At 37.6% G+C, this 16,527-nt stretch carries 17 protein-coding genes; all 17 read left to right on the forward strand.

Translation table 11 applies throughout. From position 1 onward, the window contains the following. Positions 1-107: 107 nt before the first annotated feature. Positions 108-239 carry a teichoic acid D-Ala incorporation-associated protein DltX gene (locus tag D8791_RS00330; RefSeq protein ID WP_005591428.1) on the forward strand — a complete coding sequence of 44 codons (132 nt, stop codon included), beginning with the start codon at positions 108-110 and terminating at the stop codon, positions 237-239. A 20-nt stretch (positions 240-259) separates the two neighbouring features. Continuing rightward, positions 260-1,810: a D-alanine--poly(phosphoribitol) ligase subunit DltA gene (gene dltA, locus D8791_RS00335; RefSeq protein WP_125445881.1), complete on the forward strand. Its 1,551-nt coding sequence runs from the start codon at positions 260-262 to the stop codon at positions 1,808-1,810. Further along, the gene (gene dltB / locus D8791_RS00340) at positions 1,807-3,051 is read left to right on the forward strand and encodes a D-alanyl-lipoteichoic acid biosynthesis protein DltB (protein ID WP_125445882.1); all 1,245 of its coding nucleotides are present in this window, start codon (positions 1,807-1,809) and stop codon (positions 3,049-3,051) included. The genes dltA and dltB overlap by 4 nt, the downstream gene beginning before the upstream one ends. A gap of 21 nt (positions 3,052-3,072) precedes the next feature. Continuing rightward, positions 3,073-3,312, forward strand: coding sequence for a D-alanine--poly(phosphoribitol) ligase subunit DltC (gene dltC / locus D8791_RS00345; protein ID WP_005591431.1), 240 nt, complete (start codon positions 3,073-3,075; stop codon positions 3,310-3,312). Further along, entirely contained in the window at positions 3,305-4,576 is a 1,272-nt protein-coding gene (gene dltD, locus D8791_RS00350; protein WP_125445883.1) for a D-alanyl-lipoteichoic acid biosynthesis protein DltD, read from the forward strand. Before dltC ends, dltD begins: the two co-directional genes overlap by 8 nt. A 24-nt stretch (positions 4,577-4,600) precedes the next feature. Beyond that, positions 4,601-5,080 carry a GNAT family N-acetyltransferase gene (locus D8791_RS00355; protein ID WP_125445884.1) on the forward strand — a complete coding sequence of 160 codons (480 nt, stop codon included), beginning with the start codon at positions 4,601-4,603 and terminating at the stop codon, positions 5,078-5,080. 705 nt (positions 5,081-5,785) lie between these two features. Further along, entirely contained in the window at positions 5,786-6,076 is a 291-nt protein-coding gene (locus tag D8791_RS00360; RefSeq protein ID WP_061421940.1) for a WXG100 family type VII secretion target, read from the forward strand. A 44-nt stretch (positions 6,077-6,120) separates the two neighbouring features. Beyond that, positions 6,121-6,612, forward strand: coding sequence for a type VII secretion EssA family protein (locus tag D8791_RS00365; protein WP_125445885.1), 492 nt, complete (start codon positions 6,121-6,123; stop codon positions 6,610-6,612). Beyond that, positions 6,575-6,826 carry an EsaB/YukD family protein gene (locus D8791_RS00370; protein ID WP_061421942.1) on the forward strand — a complete coding sequence of 84 codons (252 nt, stop codon included), beginning with the start codon at positions 6,575-6,577 and terminating at the stop codon, positions 6,824-6,826. Before D8791_RS00365 ends, D8791_RS00370 begins: the two co-directional genes overlap by 38 nt. 28 nt (positions 6,827-6,854) lie before the next feature. Beyond that, complete coding sequence (gene essB, locus D8791_RS00375) at positions 6,855-8,030, forward strand: type VII secretion protein EssB (RefSeq protein ID WP_125445886.1); 1,176 nt, start codon at positions 6,855-6,857, stop codon at positions 8,028-8,030. Positions 8,031-8,033: 3 nt separating this feature from the next. Continuing rightward, a complete protein-coding gene (gene essC / locus D8791_RS00380) occupies positions 8,034-12,482 on the forward strand; it encodes a type VII secretion protein EssC (RefSeq protein WP_125445887.1) in 4,449 nt (1,482 codons plus the stop codon). 46 nt (positions 12,483-12,528) lie between these two features. After that, complete coding sequence (locus tag D8791_RS00385; RefSeq protein WP_125445888.1) at positions 12,529-12,936, forward strand: YwqH-like family protein; 408 nt, start codon at positions 12,529-12,531, stop codon at positions 12,934-12,936. An 11-nt stretch (positions 12,937-12,947) separates the two neighbouring features. Next, positions 12,948-13,223: a hypothetical protein gene (locus D8791_RS00390; RefSeq protein ID WP_125445889.1), complete on the forward strand. Its 276-nt coding sequence runs from the start codon at positions 12,948-12,950 to the stop codon at positions 13,221-13,223. 1 nt (position 13,224) lies between these two features. Then, positions 13,225-13,875 carry a DUF4176 domain-containing protein gene (locus D8791_RS00395; protein ID WP_125445890.1) on the forward strand — a complete coding sequence of 217 codons (651 nt, stop codon included), beginning with the start codon at positions 13,225-13,227 and terminating at the stop codon, positions 13,873-13,875. Beyond that, a complete protein-coding gene (locus tag D8791_RS00400) occupies positions 13,872-15,347 on the forward strand; it encodes a hypothetical protein (RefSeq protein WP_125445891.1) in 1,476 nt (491 codons plus the stop codon). The genes D8791_RS00395 and D8791_RS00400 overlap by 4 nt, the downstream gene beginning before the upstream one ends. A 3-nt stretch (positions 15,348-15,350) precedes the next feature. After that, positions 15,351-16,166 carry a hypothetical protein gene (locus D8791_RS00405; protein ID WP_223368135.1) on the forward strand — a complete coding sequence of 272 codons (816 nt, stop codon included), beginning with the start codon at positions 15,351-15,353 and terminating at the stop codon, positions 16,164-16,166. Further along, complete coding sequence (locus tag D8791_RS00410) at positions 16,166-16,477, forward strand: DUF4176 domain-containing protein (protein ID WP_125445892.1); 312 nt, start codon at positions 16,166-16,168, stop codon at positions 16,475-16,477. The genes D8791_RS00405 and D8791_RS00410 overlap by 1 nt, the downstream gene beginning before the upstream one ends. Positions 16,478-16,527 lie beyond the last annotated feature (50 nt).

Consider the following 16,527-nt stretch of genomic DNA (forward strand, 5'->3'; position numbering starts at 1 on the left):
ATTTCCTTACAAGAATTTTACACAATTGATAGCTTTTATATTGAAATCTTTCTCTATAAAATGGTAAAATAATCTATGTCTATCTAAAAAAGATAAGAGTGAATGAAATGACAAAATATAAGACGATTTATAAGTTTGTAGGGCAGACATTGCTATACTTTGTGATTTTCGTAGCCCTGCTTTATTTCTTTAGTTATCTTGGTCAAGGTCAAGGTGGCTTTATCTACAATGAATTTTAATGTAAGAGAGTACTATACACATGTCAAATACAGCAATTACAGATATGATTGAAGCGATTGAGCACTTTGCTCAGACGCAGCCAGATTTCCCTGTCTACAATGTCCTCGGACAAGTCCATACCTACGGAGATCTAAAGGCCGATTCCGATGCATTGGCAGCCAAGATTGATAGCTTGGGGCTGGCTCCCAAGTCACCAGTCGTTGTTTACGGTGGTCAGGAGTACGAAATGCTGGCTACTTTTGTGGCCTTGACCAAGGCTGGTCATGCTTATATTCCTATTGATAGTCATTCAGCCTTGGAGCGCGTGACTGCTATTTTGGAAGTAGCTGAACCAAGCCTGATTATTGCCATTGCGGATTTTCCGTTGGCTGATACAGATGCAGATATTCTCAGTCTGGAAGAGGTTCGAGCGGCTTACGCAGAAAAGACTGCCTATGAGATGAGCCATCCTGTCAAGGGTGATGACAATTACTACATCATCTTTACTTCTGGTACGACTGGCAAACCCAAAGGTGTGCAAATTTCTCATGATAATTTGCTCAGCTTTACCAACTGGATGATTACAGACAAGGAATTTGCGACACCGAGCCGTCCGCAAATGCTGGCGCAACCGCCTTATTCTTTTGACTTGTCAGTTATGTACTGGGCACCGACTTTGGCGCTGGGGGGCACTCTCTATGCCTTGCCTTCTAGTCTGACTCAGGACTTCAAGCAGCTATTTGAAGCGATTCTCAGCCTGCCTGTAGCAATCTGGACTTCTACACCGTCCTTTGCGGATATGGCCATGCTTTCGGAAGATTTTAACAGCAAAAAAATGCCAGGCATTACGCATTTTTACTTTGATGGGGAGGAGTTGACGGTCAAGACAGCTCAGAAATTGCGGGAGCGTTTCCCTGAGGCTCGTATTATCAATGCTTACGGCCCAACCGAAGCAACGGTGGCTCTGTCTGCAGTTGCTGTCACAGATGAGATGTTAGCTACCCTCAAGCGCTTGCCAATCGGCTATACCAAGGCGGATTCACCAACCTTTGTCATTGATGAGAATGGGCAAAAGTTGTCGAATGGTCAGCAGGGTGAAATCATTGTCTGTGGACCAGCCGTATCCAAGGGCTACCTCAACAATCCTGAAAAGACAGCTGAAGCTTTCTTTGAATTTGAAGGGCTACCAGCCTATCATACAGGTGATGTTGGTACGATGACTGATGAAGGTCTCCTACTCTACGGCGGTCGTATGGACTTCCAGATTAAGTTTAACGGCTATCGCATCGAGCTAGAGGATGTGTCTCAAAACCTCAACAAATCCAAGTATATCGAGGCGGCAGTAGCAGTGCCACGCTACAATAAGGACCACAAGGTTCAAAACTTATTGGCCTACGTTATTTTGAAGGACGGTGTTGCAGAGCAATTTGACCGCGAAATCGATATTACCAAGGCTATCAAAGAGGATCTACAGGATATCATGATGTCTTATATGATGCCATCTAAGTTCCTCTATCGGGAATCTCTGCCCCTAACACCAAACGGTAAGATTGATATCAAGGGGCTGATTAGTGAGGTCAACAAGTCATGATGGATTTCTTGAAACAGCTTCCTCATCTGGAGCCTTACGGAGACCCACAGTATTTCCTTTATCTTATCTTGGCTGTTTTGCCAATCTTTATCGGACTTTTCTTTAAAAAACGCTTCCCGGTCTATGAAGCCTTAGTCAGCTTGGCCTTTATCGTCTTGATGCTGACGGGCCCTAGTCTGGCGCAGCTTTATGCCCTGCTCTTTTATGTCGTCTGGCAGACGATCTGGGTTTATTCTTATAAATTCTACCGCAAAAAGCGGGACAGCAAGTGGATATTTTATTTGCATACAGCATTGGCGATTCTGCCCCTATTCTGGGTTAAGGTCGAGCCAGCTATCAGTGGCCACCAATCACTCTTTGGCTTTTTGGGAATTTCCTATTTGACCTTCCGCTCAGTTGGTATGATCATTGAGCTGAGGGATGGCGTGCTGACTGATTTCAATCTCTGGGAATTCCTCCGCTTTATGCTCTTTATGCCCACTTTTTCTAGTGGTCCCATTGATCGTTTCAAGCGTTTCAATGAAAATTATCTCCAAATTCCAGAGCGCGATGAGCTTCTAGATATGCTGGAGCAGTCGGTCAAGTATATCATGCTGGGCTTTCTCTATAAGTTTGTCCTAGCTCATATCTTTGGCCACATGATTTTAGGGCATGTCAAGACCTATGCTCTCTATACTGGCGGTTTCTTCAATCTGGGAACGCTAGGTGTCATGTATGTCTTTGGACTGGATCTCTTCTTTGACTTTGCCGGTTATTCGATGTTTGCGGTGGCCATTTCCAATCTCATGGGCATCAAGAGCCCTATCAACTTTGACAAGCCTTTTGTTTCACGCGATTTGAAGGAATTCTGGAATCGCTGGCACATGAGCCTATCCTTCTGGTTCCGCGACTTTGTCTTTATGCGGCTGGTCATGGTGCTCATGCGCAACAAGGTCTTTAAAAACCGCAATACGACTTCCAGTGTGGCCTATCTGATCAATATGTTGGTCATGGGCTTCTGGCATGGTGTGACCTGGTATTATATCGCCTATGGTCTTTTCCACGGTCTGGGCTTGGTGGTCAATGACGCTTGGCTCCGTAAGAAAAAGACTATCAATAAAGAGCGTAAAAGCAAGGGACTGCCAGCCCTGCCTGACAACAAGTGGACCCAAGCGCTGGGGGTTGTTATCACCTTCCATGTTGTCATGTTCTCATTCTTGATCTTCTCAGGATTTTTGAATGACCTTTGGTTTAAAAAATAAAATGTAAACGAGGAAACTATAATGGATGTAAAAGCAGAAGTAATTGAAATTATTGACGAATTATTTATGGAAGATGTTTCAGACATGATGGACGAGGATTTGTTTGATGCTGGTGTTTTGGACAGTATGGGAACAGTAGAGCTGATTGTTGAGCTGGAAAACCGTTTTGACATCCGTGTGCCAGTATCAGAATTTGGCCGCGATGACTGGAATACAGCCAATAAAATCGTTGAAGGCGTAACGGAGCTTCGTAATGCTTAAACGACTCTGGCTGATTCTGGGGCCAGTCTTCTGCGCCTTGGTCATGGTCGTCTTGCTCTTTTTCTTCTATCCGCTTGAGAAAAAGCATGATGTGGAAACAGAGAAGCGGGCGGCTGTGACCCTTACAGCAGAAACGTTCAAAAGCCGTAGCAAAAAAATGACGGCCCTGACAGATCAAGATACCCGTTTTGTGCCTTACTTTGGCTCCAGCGAATGGCTGCGCTTTGACAGCATGCACCCAGCTGTTTTGGCTGAGAAGTATGACCGCAATTACCGACCTTATTTTCTAGGGCAGCGGGGGGCGGCTTCGCTCAACCAATATTTTGGAATGCAGCAGATGACCTCTGAGCTGGAAAATAAGACGGCTGTTTATGTCGTTTCTCCGCAATGGTTTACCAAAAAGGGCTATGACGCGGCGGCTTTTCAGCAGTATTTCAATAGCGACCAGCTAGCTGGTTTTCTTAGCTGGCAGGACGGTGGTGTAGGCGCTCAGTATGCAGCCCAGCGACTTTTGCAGCTCTATCCCAACATTGCTATGGGGGATATTGTCAGGAAAGTGGCCGATGGAAGCCAACTAACTTCTTTTGAGCAGCAGTATATTAATACTATGAGCCGGATTTATCAGCGGGAGGATGCTTTTTTCAGTACATTTGCTGCTGGTAATAATGGCAACTATGACACGAAGGTTTTACCTCAGCTTTCCCGTCTTCCAGATGAATTCTCCTATGAAGAATTGGAAAAACTGGCTACGGCAGATGCTGTCAAGCAGACTAATAACAATGATTTAGGGATCGATAACGACTTTTATAAGAAGCGTTTGGCTAGAAAAATCAAGAAGTTCAAAGGCTTCCAATCCAAACAGTCTTACGAAAAGTCTCCTGAGTACAATGATTTGCAGCTAGTTTTGGAACAATTTGCCAAATCTCATACGAATGTCATCTTTGTCATTCCACCAGTCAATGCCAAATGGATGGCCTATACTGGATTGAGTGAAGAGATGTACCAGCGGACAGTTGAGAAGATTAAGTTCCAGCTGGAAAGTCAAGGCTTTACAAATATTGCTGATTTTTCTAAGGACGGCGATAAGCCTTACTTTATGCAGGACACGATCCACATGGGTTGGAATGGCTGGCTGGCTTTCGACAAGGCTGTCGATCCTTTTGTGTCTAATCCTCAACCTGCTCCAAATTATCAGATCAATGAAAAATTCTTCAGTAAGGAGTGGGCTAATTACACGGGGAACTACGAGGAATTTGTCAAATAAGGTAATAGGCTGGAAGGAGGCGACATGATTCGCTTGGCGGAAATGCAGGATATCCCAGCGATTTTAGCAATTTTTGGTCAGGCTAGGGAGTTTATGCGGAATACGGGGAATCCAAATCAGTGGTCAGCTTCCTATCCGAATCGTCAGCTGGTAGAGGAAGATATTCGGGCAGGTCACTGCTATGTCTTTGAAGAGGCTGGACAAGTTGTTGGAATCTTTGCGTTCATCATCGGACCAGATCCGACCTACCAAGAGATTGAAGGTGCTTGGCATTTTTCAGAGCCTTACGGTACAATCCACCGTATCGCTTCAAATGGACAAGTCAAGGGTCTGGCTTACCTGTGTTTTGACTTTTGCTTGCAGCAGATTTCCTATCTCCGCATCGATACGCATGCGGATAACCATCCGATGCAAGCAGCCATTCGCCGCTACGGTTTTAGCCAGTGTGGCACGATTTATTTGCCAGATGGTAGCCCTCGACTTGCCTACGATTATCATCAATAAAAAAATCTGCTTATTGGGATTATCGAGGATTCTTAATGAATTAATTAGTTCCATATGATTCTTTTTAATGTGTTATAGNCACAATTAGACTATAATTCGTATAGGATCTTTTGTTTATACTAAAATACTCCACAATACCTCTATGTTATAGAGATGATAGGTTCTATAGCTATAGCGCTTGATAGAAATGCAAAAATAGATGTGGATAAAATTGTGATTCATTTAATGAGAGTAGTGACAATAGACGACAGTTTAAATGGATTGTATAGTCTTTATAAGAATAAGTAATTTCTCATATGGAATTATCTCCTGATAATTGTTGCAATAAGTATTTATAATTCAAATATGCTGAATAGTTGGACAAATATGCTATTTACGTTAGCTTAGAAGGCGCCTAATATGTAAAGATTTTATAGGATACCATAAGGATGTTGATTTATGAGAAAAGGTAGGATGTGGCGTACTATTGCCTTAATGCCTTATATAAAATGAAAAGAAAGTTTCTACTGGAAGTATAAAGTGGTAAATAGATTCTACTGTCTAAGGATAGGTACGAAAAGAGACTTAAGAAATAATAGATATAGTTTAATTATTTAATAAGTAACATGGGAATCTGTTTTTAGCAGTACTTTGTACTTCAAAATTGACAAACTCTTATAAATATGATAAATTAAAGAAGTAATAAAAACACAAAAGGAGACACCTATGTCAGTTATTAGTTTAACCCCAGAACAGCTAAAAGAACAAGCACGTATTTATACTAGTGCTAAAGATCAGATTGAACAAGCAATTCAAACTGTTAATAAAACAAACGGTGAAATTGCATCACAGTGGAAAGGTCAAGCTTTTAATGCTTACCTCGAACAGTATAATCAACTATATACTCATGTTCAAAAATTTGAAGAACTTTTAGTAAGTATTAATCAACAATTGAACAACTATGCTCAAACTGTTGCTGAACGCGACCAACATGATGCGCAAAGTTTTGGTTTGTAAAAAGAATTGAGGGGCGTCAGGGAAACTTGACGCTTATTTTTGTTATGAAAAAAAAAGCAAAATTACAGATTCTATTTATATGTTGTTTGTTACTACCTCAATTAGTGTTTGCAGATGATGGGAAGTTAAAGCTAGACACAGATATTATTACAAATGGTACTCAGGAAAATAATAATGCCAATCTAATCGAATCAAAGTATGCACCTAACTTGTTCTTAAATCGAACAAAAAAAGCGGTAGATGAAAGAAATCGGACAACTAAAGAGTTACTGCAAGAAGCAGAAATAAATAATTTTAAGCAAGAGAAAAGTTTTTCTATTTATGGATTAGATACACTTCAATTAAAAAAATCACTATTTACAGATTATAAATTAGCTGAAGGTTTTTCTGTAACTAAACATAATAACAAAAAAATTGGAAAAGGAGTATTTAATATATTGATTACTGTTTTTTTAATTTTTATGACTACTGCAGGAATATTTTTAGGAAGGAAATGGCATGGACTTAGGAAAAGTAGAGATAACAATAGAATATAAACAGAGAGAATTAGATATTAGAGTTTCAAAGTCTCTAACTTGGATAAATTTTAAGAAGATATTGAATAATAGAGTGATTAGAACAAAACTGGGGTTGCCAGTTGATGATCAATTTTGGTTTAAAGTAAAAAATAAACATATTCATATAGAAGGAAATGATATTTTAGCCAATTATCCTATTAGTAATGGAGATATACTAGAAATTATCGGTTAGAAAGAAGAATTAGGAAGGGTAGTAATATATGTTTGACGGGGATAAGCTAATTTTTTTGAAGGCGGAGAATAAAGTTACTGTTCAAGTTTCCTCTTCAGGATATGACAGAGAACGGCTAGATGCTATCAAAGAATACTGTCGTGTTGCGATAAGACAAGAAGATGTTTCGCTGTATTTAGATTATGAAATACCTGCATATTTTAAAACAGTTACAGAGGAGTTGTTATCATTAAAGACAGAATTGGAGCGATTTGCTCTAGCCCAAAAAATGACTTCTATAGAATTAGGAGAAAATAATTTTAAAATTCCTTATATACATCCAGAAAATATTGTTATTTTAGGTGGGAAAGTGAAGATGCTTCATCTAGGGATTGAGAAGTTATTGTCTCCACGGATATATGATGAAGAATTTTGTCTAGCATCCTACAAAGCATTGATGGTATCTATTTTAGTGCCAAAAGTAGATTTTGAGTTGGCTGTTAGTGGGTTAGATGCTGTTAAAGATAAAATTGCTCAGGATATTATTCCCTTAAGGACTTTGGAAGAAATCAATCAGTATGTTTCTGAAAAATATTATACATTGTCAAAAAAGAGTTCGATAGAGAATATTTTGGTCAATACTAAAAAATGGAAAGGTCTATTGATTGCTACTTCGGTTCTAGCTGTTGTTTCTGCGGTTCTTAGTTTCACAACTTATCAATCTATGTTCAAGGATGGACCTTTAAAATCTGCAGTCATCATGGCACAATCAAACTTTATGAGAAAAGATTTTTCTGAGACAGTCGAATCGCTAAAGGCTTATAGTGTAGATTCATTACCTAAAGAGGCGAAATACATTCTAGCAGCTAGTTATGTTCGTTTAGATAGTTTGAGTGATAAGCAAAAAGAAACAGTATTAAATACGATTACGGAATCTAGTGATGATACTATTTTGAATTATTGGATTTATTTGGGTCGTGGAAAATTTGAAAAGGCACTGGATGTAGCCCAGAATATTGGAGATACCCAACTTATTCTGCATGCTTATACAAATCTTTATGAATCAGTCAGGTCAAATGTAAATATGAATGGTTCAGAGAAACAGAAAAAATTGAGTGAATATGAGAAAAAAATAAAGGAATTATCCTCAGAAATTGGTGAAAAAAGTACGGATGACAGTAGTCACTCTAAAGATACTTCTTCATCAAAAGGAAATGGTGAGTAGTTGATGGAAGAAAATAAGAACGTATACTATCACCAGCTAGGTGATCAACTTTTCGAAGAGTATCATCCCCTCTACACGTTACTAATAGAAACGAGAGAACTCTTCACTGCTAATCTAATGGATTCACAGTCTATTTTACTGAATGGTAGTGCATATAAATTGGAGAACCAGACTGTTTATCGAAATGGAGATATCTTAAAGTTAGGAGAGACAGTTTTTGGTGAGGAAAAAGTCACTTTATTAGAGTCTGAAAAAGAAATCTTTACGACCTATATTTTTCCTCCGACAGAGCTTTTCATTTGCAGTAGTCAGGGAGAAGCTGATCTGAAGATTAGTTCTTCAACAGTTTTGATTTTCTCCGATAAACAAGTACAGATTGAAATTGGTGATAAGCCAGTTTATCTTAATTATAAACTAATTGAAGAAAGTGGGTTATTTCCATTTGAAATAGGAGATATGATTGCTACTGCTCAGCATTTCATTGAAAAGCGAAAGTTACAATGGAAAATTTCTTCTCTCTACTCAATTCCTATTTTTAATCTAGAGAAAATATTAGTTGAAGAGTGTGCAAGCGAATATCCTCAAGATTTTCCAGAGTATCGCAGAAGCCCTCGGATTAATCCCTCCATTTATAGTTCAAAAATTCATATTAATCAACCTCCTTTGCCGATAAAACCAGCCAAAAATTCATTAGTAAGAGCGATTGTCCCTGCACTGGGGATGTTCGCAATTACAGCTTTTAGTAGTTTTGTTTTCAAAGGGAACCCGTTGATGATGATTGGTATGGGTGGGTTTAGCCTGCTAACTGCTGGTACAACAATGAGCCAGTATTTTGAAGAAAGAAAAGATAATAAAGAGCAGGAGCGTATTCGGGTAGAAGATTATGAAAAATACTTGCTTAAGCAAGTTTCAGAATTAAATCGATATTATCAAGAAGAGGCAGCGATTCTAAGGTATAATCAACCAGAAATTCAAGTTTTAGCAGATATGATTGCTCAGTATGATTCTCGTATTTACGAACGCTTAGATTACAATGAGGATTTTTTGCAACTTTCTCTTGGGCTTGGTAATAAAGTAAGTCAGCTCCAATTGCAAACGAATTTTGATATTCAAAGTAAAGATGAGTCATCTAAATTTGCACAAAAGGTTCTTCAAAAATATCAGATGCAAAGACAGGTTCCTATTACTGTCAATATTGCACAAGCGACGGTTGGATTGATTGGTAATCAAGAAGTTACCAAGACAGCTATTTATAATTTGCTCTTGCAGTTGGCAATTTTTCATAGTTATTTAGATGTGAACTTTATTAATTTGGTTCATGAGCATGATTATGAGAAAGATTGGTCAGAATGGCGTTTTTTACCTCATTTCAAAATGCAGGAACGAAATATTCGAGGTTTTGTGCATGATGCTCGAAGTCGTGATGCAGTTTTAAATTCTTTTTATCGTATTATCCAAAAGCGCTCTCAGCTAAAAAAAGAGATGGGTGAGAAAGATGCACGATTTAAGCCTCACTATGTTTTAACCATTTTAGATGACTCACATCTTTTAGGTCATAGTTTAAACGAATATCTTGCAAAAGATTTGACAGAACTTGGTGTTACTGTTATTTGGGTAAAAGAAGCTCAGCGTTTATTGCCTGAAACAGTCACAACATTGATTGAATATAAAAATCAGAATGCTGGGCAGATTATCAATGACGGTCGAAATTACAGCGCTCAGACATTTTGTCCATATTCAGCTTTGCCGACTTACGAACAATGCGTTCGGACATTGGCAAATTTAGAACACCTGGAAGTTGAAAAAAATACGATTCCTAAGTCTGTTTCTTTCTTAGAGCTGTATAAGGTTAAAACAGTAGAAGAAATAGATTTAGGTTCGAATTGGCGAAGGGCTGATACTTCAAAGACATTGGCAGTTCCTTTAGGACTGCGTGGGAAAGATGATGTTGTTGAGTTGAACCTTCATGAGCGAGCTCATGGGCCGCACGGACTCGTGGCCGGAACCACGGGTTCAGGGAAATCAGAAATTCTTCAATCCTATATTCTATCTTTAGCAGTAAATTTCAGTCCAGAGGATGTTGGATTTCTTACCATTGACTTTAAAGGTGGAGGAATGGCCAATCTTTTCAAAAATCTTCCTCATATGCTTGGGGCAATTACGAATTTAGATGGGGCTTCAAGTGCACGTGCTTTAGCCTCTATTAAGGCGGAACTGCAAAAGCGTCAAAGATTGTTTAGTCAATTTGGAGTGAACCATATCAATGGTTATACTAAAATGTATAAAGAAGGACAGTTGGCTGCTGATAAGGATTCTTTTCCAAGCAGGCCTTTACCACATCTATTTCTTATCAGTGATGAATTTGCAGAGTTGAAACAGCATGAGCCAGAATTTATGACAGAACTTGTATCAACTGCTCGTATTGGACGCTCTCTTGGGGTTCACCTTATCCTCGCGACTCAAAAACCGTCAGGTGTTGTTAATGACCAAATATGGTCTAACTCGCGCTTTAAATTAGCCTTAAAAGTTTCAGATGCATCAGATTCGTCTGAAATTATAAAAACACCAGATGCAGCAAGTATCAAAGAACCAGGACGTGCTTATCTACAAGTTGGAAATAATGAAATATACGAATTATTCCAATCCGCTTGGAGTGGTGCAGCCTATGCTCCGCAGGGAGATGATAAAAAAGAGACGGTTGATGAACGGATTTGGCTGATTAATGATTTAGGACAATATGAGCTGCTATCTGAGGATTTATCAATTGATGAGGATTATACAACTACAGAGTCTGAAGAAATCACTGAGCTTGATGCACTTGTGAATTATATTTCTGAATTTACTAGTCATTTTTCTATTACTATGCCAGATAGACCTTGGCTGGAGCCATTGGAGACAAGGATTATATCACCAGAAACGGATGTGCATTGGACAGATAAAAAAGTTTTGGCGGTTCCTTTTGCTAAGATGGATATCCCTACTGAGCAGAGACAAACTAATTTTAACTTTGACATAGAAAAGATGGGTCATACTGTCTTTTACGGTTCCCCTGGTTTTGGTAAGTCTGTTGCACTCCAAACCTTGGTGATGAATCTTGCTCGACTAAATACTCCAGAACAAGTCCATGTTAATTTGTTTGATTTTGGTACGAATGGTCTGCTACCGCTTAAGGAGTTACCTCATGTAGTTGATTTGACAAGATTTGATGAAGAAGAAAAACTAGTTAAATTCTTAAAGAGAATTGATCATGAATTGAAAGCTCGCAAGGAGAAATTTGCGGCTTACAATGTAGCAAGTCTTTCTCAATATGAGCAGAAATCTGGTGAAAAGCTTCCGATAGTTTTAACCATTTTTGATGGATTTGATTCTATAAAGGATACACCTTTAGAAGAGTCAATTGAAAATTTGGTTAATCGAATTCTACGTGAGGGAGCTAGTTTAGGCTGTTATGTGATTTTAACAGTTCTTCGTTCGAATAGTCTTAAAATTAGTATGTCAAGCAATATAACTTCACGGATGGCCTTCTTCATGGTAGATGAAGGGGCTGCTAAAGAAATAGTAGGTCGCGAAGCCCTCATTCAGCAAGAAATTTTCGGACGTGCTCAAATTAAAGAAGATATCCCTTATGCTATTCAGGTCTATTTACCTACAGGTGGTGACAATGATATTGAGCGCCTCTATCAGTTAGAAGAGGAAATTAAGACGATATCAAATATGTGGACGGGGGTACGTCCAGAGCCAATTCCAATGTTGCCAAATGAGATTACAATGGCTCATTTTAGAGCTCATCCAAAAGTAATTGATATGTGGTCAAAAGGCCAATTGCCATTAGGATTTGCTAAGGAGACAACGGAACCGCAAGGTTTTGTTCCTGATAGAGATGGCTATTTTGAATACTTATATGATACTCCACAACAATTAGAATATGGAGAAAATAGTTTATTATTAGGTTTGCAACACTTAGTAAATATTGAAAAAATCTTATTAAATACGAATAATAGCTATAAAAAAATAGATATTTTTGATAGAATAATTGATAAGGATGATATAGCGAGTTTCTTTAATGATATTCAGGGAGAGATTGAAAGTCGTCAGAGGGGCAAAAATCATTCTGTTATGTATATCTTTGTGCCAGAAGCACATTTATTAGGAAGTTTACTTAATTTTAAAATAACTGAAGATGCTATTAAAAAGATTATCAGAAATAGCGGTAATGTTCATATACACTTTATATTTATTGGGGAACAGCAACCGATTAGTGTCGGGTATTTAGAAGCTGATAAGGCATTAAAAACCAATGTACCTGCGGGATGCGTAGGAACGAGATTCCAAGATCAAAACATCTCCAAAGTCCAAACTAGTTTTAATGAGTCAGTGGTAGCTGAGGATGAAACTAACTTTTTTGTAGGCAGAAAAGGATACCGTTTGCGTCTTGTTACAGCTAATGGATAAAGATATATTAATAGGTAGGTTTAAGCTATTCAAAAGGAGAATTTAAATGAGTTATGATTATAGTTCTGAAATATATTCTTTACAAAACCAGATTGCAGATATGTCCAGGGAAAGAACGGAAATATTAAAAAAAATTAGTGTTTTGAAGCAGAATAAAAGTAAGATAGAAAGTAAGAAAAAAGCAGTTTCAGAGCAATTAGCAACATATGATGCTATAAAAAATAAGGCTGCTTCAAATTTTATAGGTACTAGAAGAGATGATTTTGATAGTAAAGTGAAATTGTTGAAAGGTGCTGTTACTTCTTGGATTAATAGTACTCAAAATAATATAGATTTGATTAATCAAAAAATAGCTACTTATACAGCTGAAGCTTCGAATTTATCTATAGGTATGAGTTATGCTAATAAAACTTTAAATTATTATGTTTATATGCAAAATCAAAATAACAAATAGAGGGACTCGCTATGGATAAAATAAAATTAGATTATAGTGCATGGTCTATTGAGCTTATTAAGTATTCTACTACTATTGATGGGTTGAAAGAAGTCTCAAAACCTTCTTTGGAGTATACTAATCTGCAACCATTTTTGAAAATTAATGCTATGGTTGATAGCTTAAATAGTTCTCTAAAAAAATTTAAGAGTTGTGCGGTGGATCAGACTAGAAATATGAGTTCTGCTGTAGAGAACAAAATTAAGGATGATACGGCAGGAGCTAGAGGTTTTACAGGAGGGGAATAGGATGATTTCTCAAGAAATGTTATGGACACAGTATTTCACAGAGTCTTATCTGGGGTTTCATCCCACATCTTTGGTAGATCAAATTGCAAAGAGTATTATTTATCGTTCAGATTTATTTCGAGTCTTGAATGATTGCCTATATCAAAGTAAGATTAGTTATCATTATGCTCCAACAATTGGAGCAGCGATTGATTTCCAGTTTGAAGAGCAAATAGTAACTGTAACTCGTCTTGGGGAAACACAATGTTTCTCCAGGGCAGAGTTTGTTCGATTACTAGTTTTAATTGATAAAATTTACACTGAAATTTTACCTCTAGGAACTGTTGTACAAATTTCGAAAGATAAACTCCCTAAAGACATTCTTTCTATGTTTGATGATGAATTGCTCATTCATGTGATGATTACGGGTCAACGTATTTGTATTGAGAATAAGTTTTATCTTGATTATACGGGATATTTTTGGCCTAATGGTCTTATTCCTAATCAGGATCCGGTAGTGATATCAGAGAATATGATTGAGAAGGTTCTTTTTAGAGGGTTAGAAAACAATGAGATTGAGAATCAATATGTTTTAAACTTACGTCGAAAACTTTTAGCACTGGATGTTGATTCCTATGCCTTTCAAAGTCGTCACTGGGAGGAGAATGAATGAAATATAAATATACAGAATTACTTGTAATGCGAGAGAACTTATATAAAGCGAAAAGTTCATTTGAAAATCAGTTACTTAGTGCCTATAAGAGTACATATCATTTGATTCAAACAGAAAGTTTTGTTTCGACTACTAAAGACGCAATTAATGCTGAGTTGAGTAACTATAATGTTCCTCTTTTACAGAGTTATCGCGACTTAGTGAATGGTTTATATAATGAACTAGATCGTCTGATTCTCCGTTTCCAAGAAGTAGTGAAAGAGACAAGTTCTTCTGCAATTATTGACACATCTGAATTTGCAGGTTTAAAAAAATCGGTGGAGCAACCGACACAAGATATTCTAAACCTAATTGCTCATCCTGATCTATCTATAGCTTACTCTGCTATAGTAGGAATGGTTTCTGTGAGTAATCCTTCTAGTGCAGATATTGCAAGTAAAAAAGGTGAGGCAGTTAATTCTCTGAATACAACTGAAAAAGCGATGCAGAGTTTTAATGGGGAACTTTTGGGGAAGGGAGTAACAGATACTCTTTCGACAATAGAAACAGGTCTGAGCAAAGTTCGAAAAGCTGTCAGCATGAAGGATCCTTATCATAATGTGAAGGCATTAGCTATATTTAATGATACTGAACTGAAGAAGAAGCAGGACCAGAATCATAAGACCCTTCGTCAGGAACTAATCAATAATTTACAGCATTACAATCCTGAGATTACATTTGATCTAAGTAAGATGAGTGAAGATGAGTTACAGACACTTGGCCGTTCAATCTCTTTGGTTTCATATTCTAATGGCGGTAAGAAGCCGAAAGAGTTGATTCGCTTTCTTGAAGGTCATCAGGTTACTTTTGAGAAAGAAATTACTGTTTATGACACAGGGGTTCAATATTTTAAGAGTAAAATTACTTTTACAGCGCAAACTAAAAAGGATTCTGTTATCACTTTTAAAGGGAAATACAAGAACGGTAAGACCAGTGTTACTGGTGATATGGCTTTTGGTGGCTTGACGACTGATCCTTTTCAAGGCAAGTATGATTATAAGTACAGTAACAAAGTCGCATTTGGAGATTTTTATTTAAGCAGTGGCTTTAATACCTCAGGCAAGTTAGACTCAGACTTTAATGACCTTAACCCTAGTTTATCAATGACTTTTGGTTATAAGAACCACTCTTTTGAGGTTGGGAACAAGGCTGAAGATGGCTATCGAGTTTCTTATGTAAAGGAGACAGCCACAGTGAAGCAGGACTTCGCAACATTGACAGCCACTGATGAAATTGGACAGAGGAATGTGGATCATATGGGAAATGCGCTTGAGTGGGTGGCAGAGAATGTGGGAGTGCTATCTGTTGGTGTTGCACTTGCTGCAGGATTAGTGGCCGCTGCGCTTACTGCTCCTGTAACTGTAACTTTTTCTACAGCAGCAGCAATATTTGTGGGAATTATTGCAATTTTTAATGGTGACAAGAAAGGTTAACAAATGAAAATAAGTAAATCTATAATATTTTTTTCTAAGTTAGAAAATTATAGACTGTTTTTTGTAGTAGATATCTTAATGAAAGTTTTGGTTTCTATCGCTACATTTTTGGGGGTGCTGGGTTTATTTTTCCTATTTGATAAAACTAAATTTTCGATGGTATGTAGCATGGCTATTTTGCTTTGGCTAATATTATTCATTGTTTATCGAGTAAAATATTTATTCAATGGAGCTATGAATTATTTAAAAAATGAATTAGTTAATCTAGGAAAATATCAAAGTTTTTACGAGTATGCAGCAGATCATTCCATTAAATATGATCAACCACATTATATTCAAACTCTACATCATGTTAAAGGGCAAATTTATTTTTTACAAGGAGAATTTTCTTTGGCACAGGCTGAGTTTGATCAGTCAGATATTCAAAAGGTTACTAGGCAATACAAACTGAGTCATCAATTAATTCAATCATATTATCAGCTTCTCATCTCTATTCATTTACAAGACGAAAGGGCAATAGTCCACTTTGAAGAAAAATTATTGAAAGCATCTGATTGGAAAAATACTAAAGGAACCTTGGTTTCTCAAGCAGAGGCAATCAAGGATATCGTGTTCAATCAGGAAGTGAATGATTATTTTGATACAACAGCACCTCAAAACAAACTGTCTAAAATTATGTTTTCTTATTACGGTGCGCTCAACGCCCAGTTAAAAGGCGATGAACCCCGTGCACGTAGTCTATTTGAAAGCATCTCTAGTGAAAATCCTGAGCTTTTCTATGTTCAGGAAGCGAAGAAGTATTTAGAAGGAGTAGAATAATGTCAAAACGTACTGCTTTACCGATTGGAAGTGTTGTCCGAGTAAAGGATAGCGCAGAGCCGTTTATGATCATCAATCAGTGCCCAGTTACAGAAAAAGACGGTGCGCAAGGTTACTTTGACTTTGGAGCTGTCACTCTGCCACTTGGCTTAGTGAATCAAAATATTATCTTTTTCAATAAAGAAGATATAGATGAAGTGCTGTTTATTGGCTATATTGACCGTCGGTTTCAGGAGTTTCTGTCTCGCTATGACGAAGAAGTTGGTAAGATTTCTTATGACAGATTTACAGTAGAAGAGTTTAATAAATAGAGTAGGAATCCCGAGAGTTTTCTCTTGGGATTTTTTATAGACTGATAAAA

The sequence above is a fragment of the Streptococcus cristatus genome, from assembly GCF_003943515.1.
GTDB lineage: Bacteria > Bacillota > Bacilli > Lactobacillales > Streptococcaceae > Streptococcus > Streptococcus cristatus_D.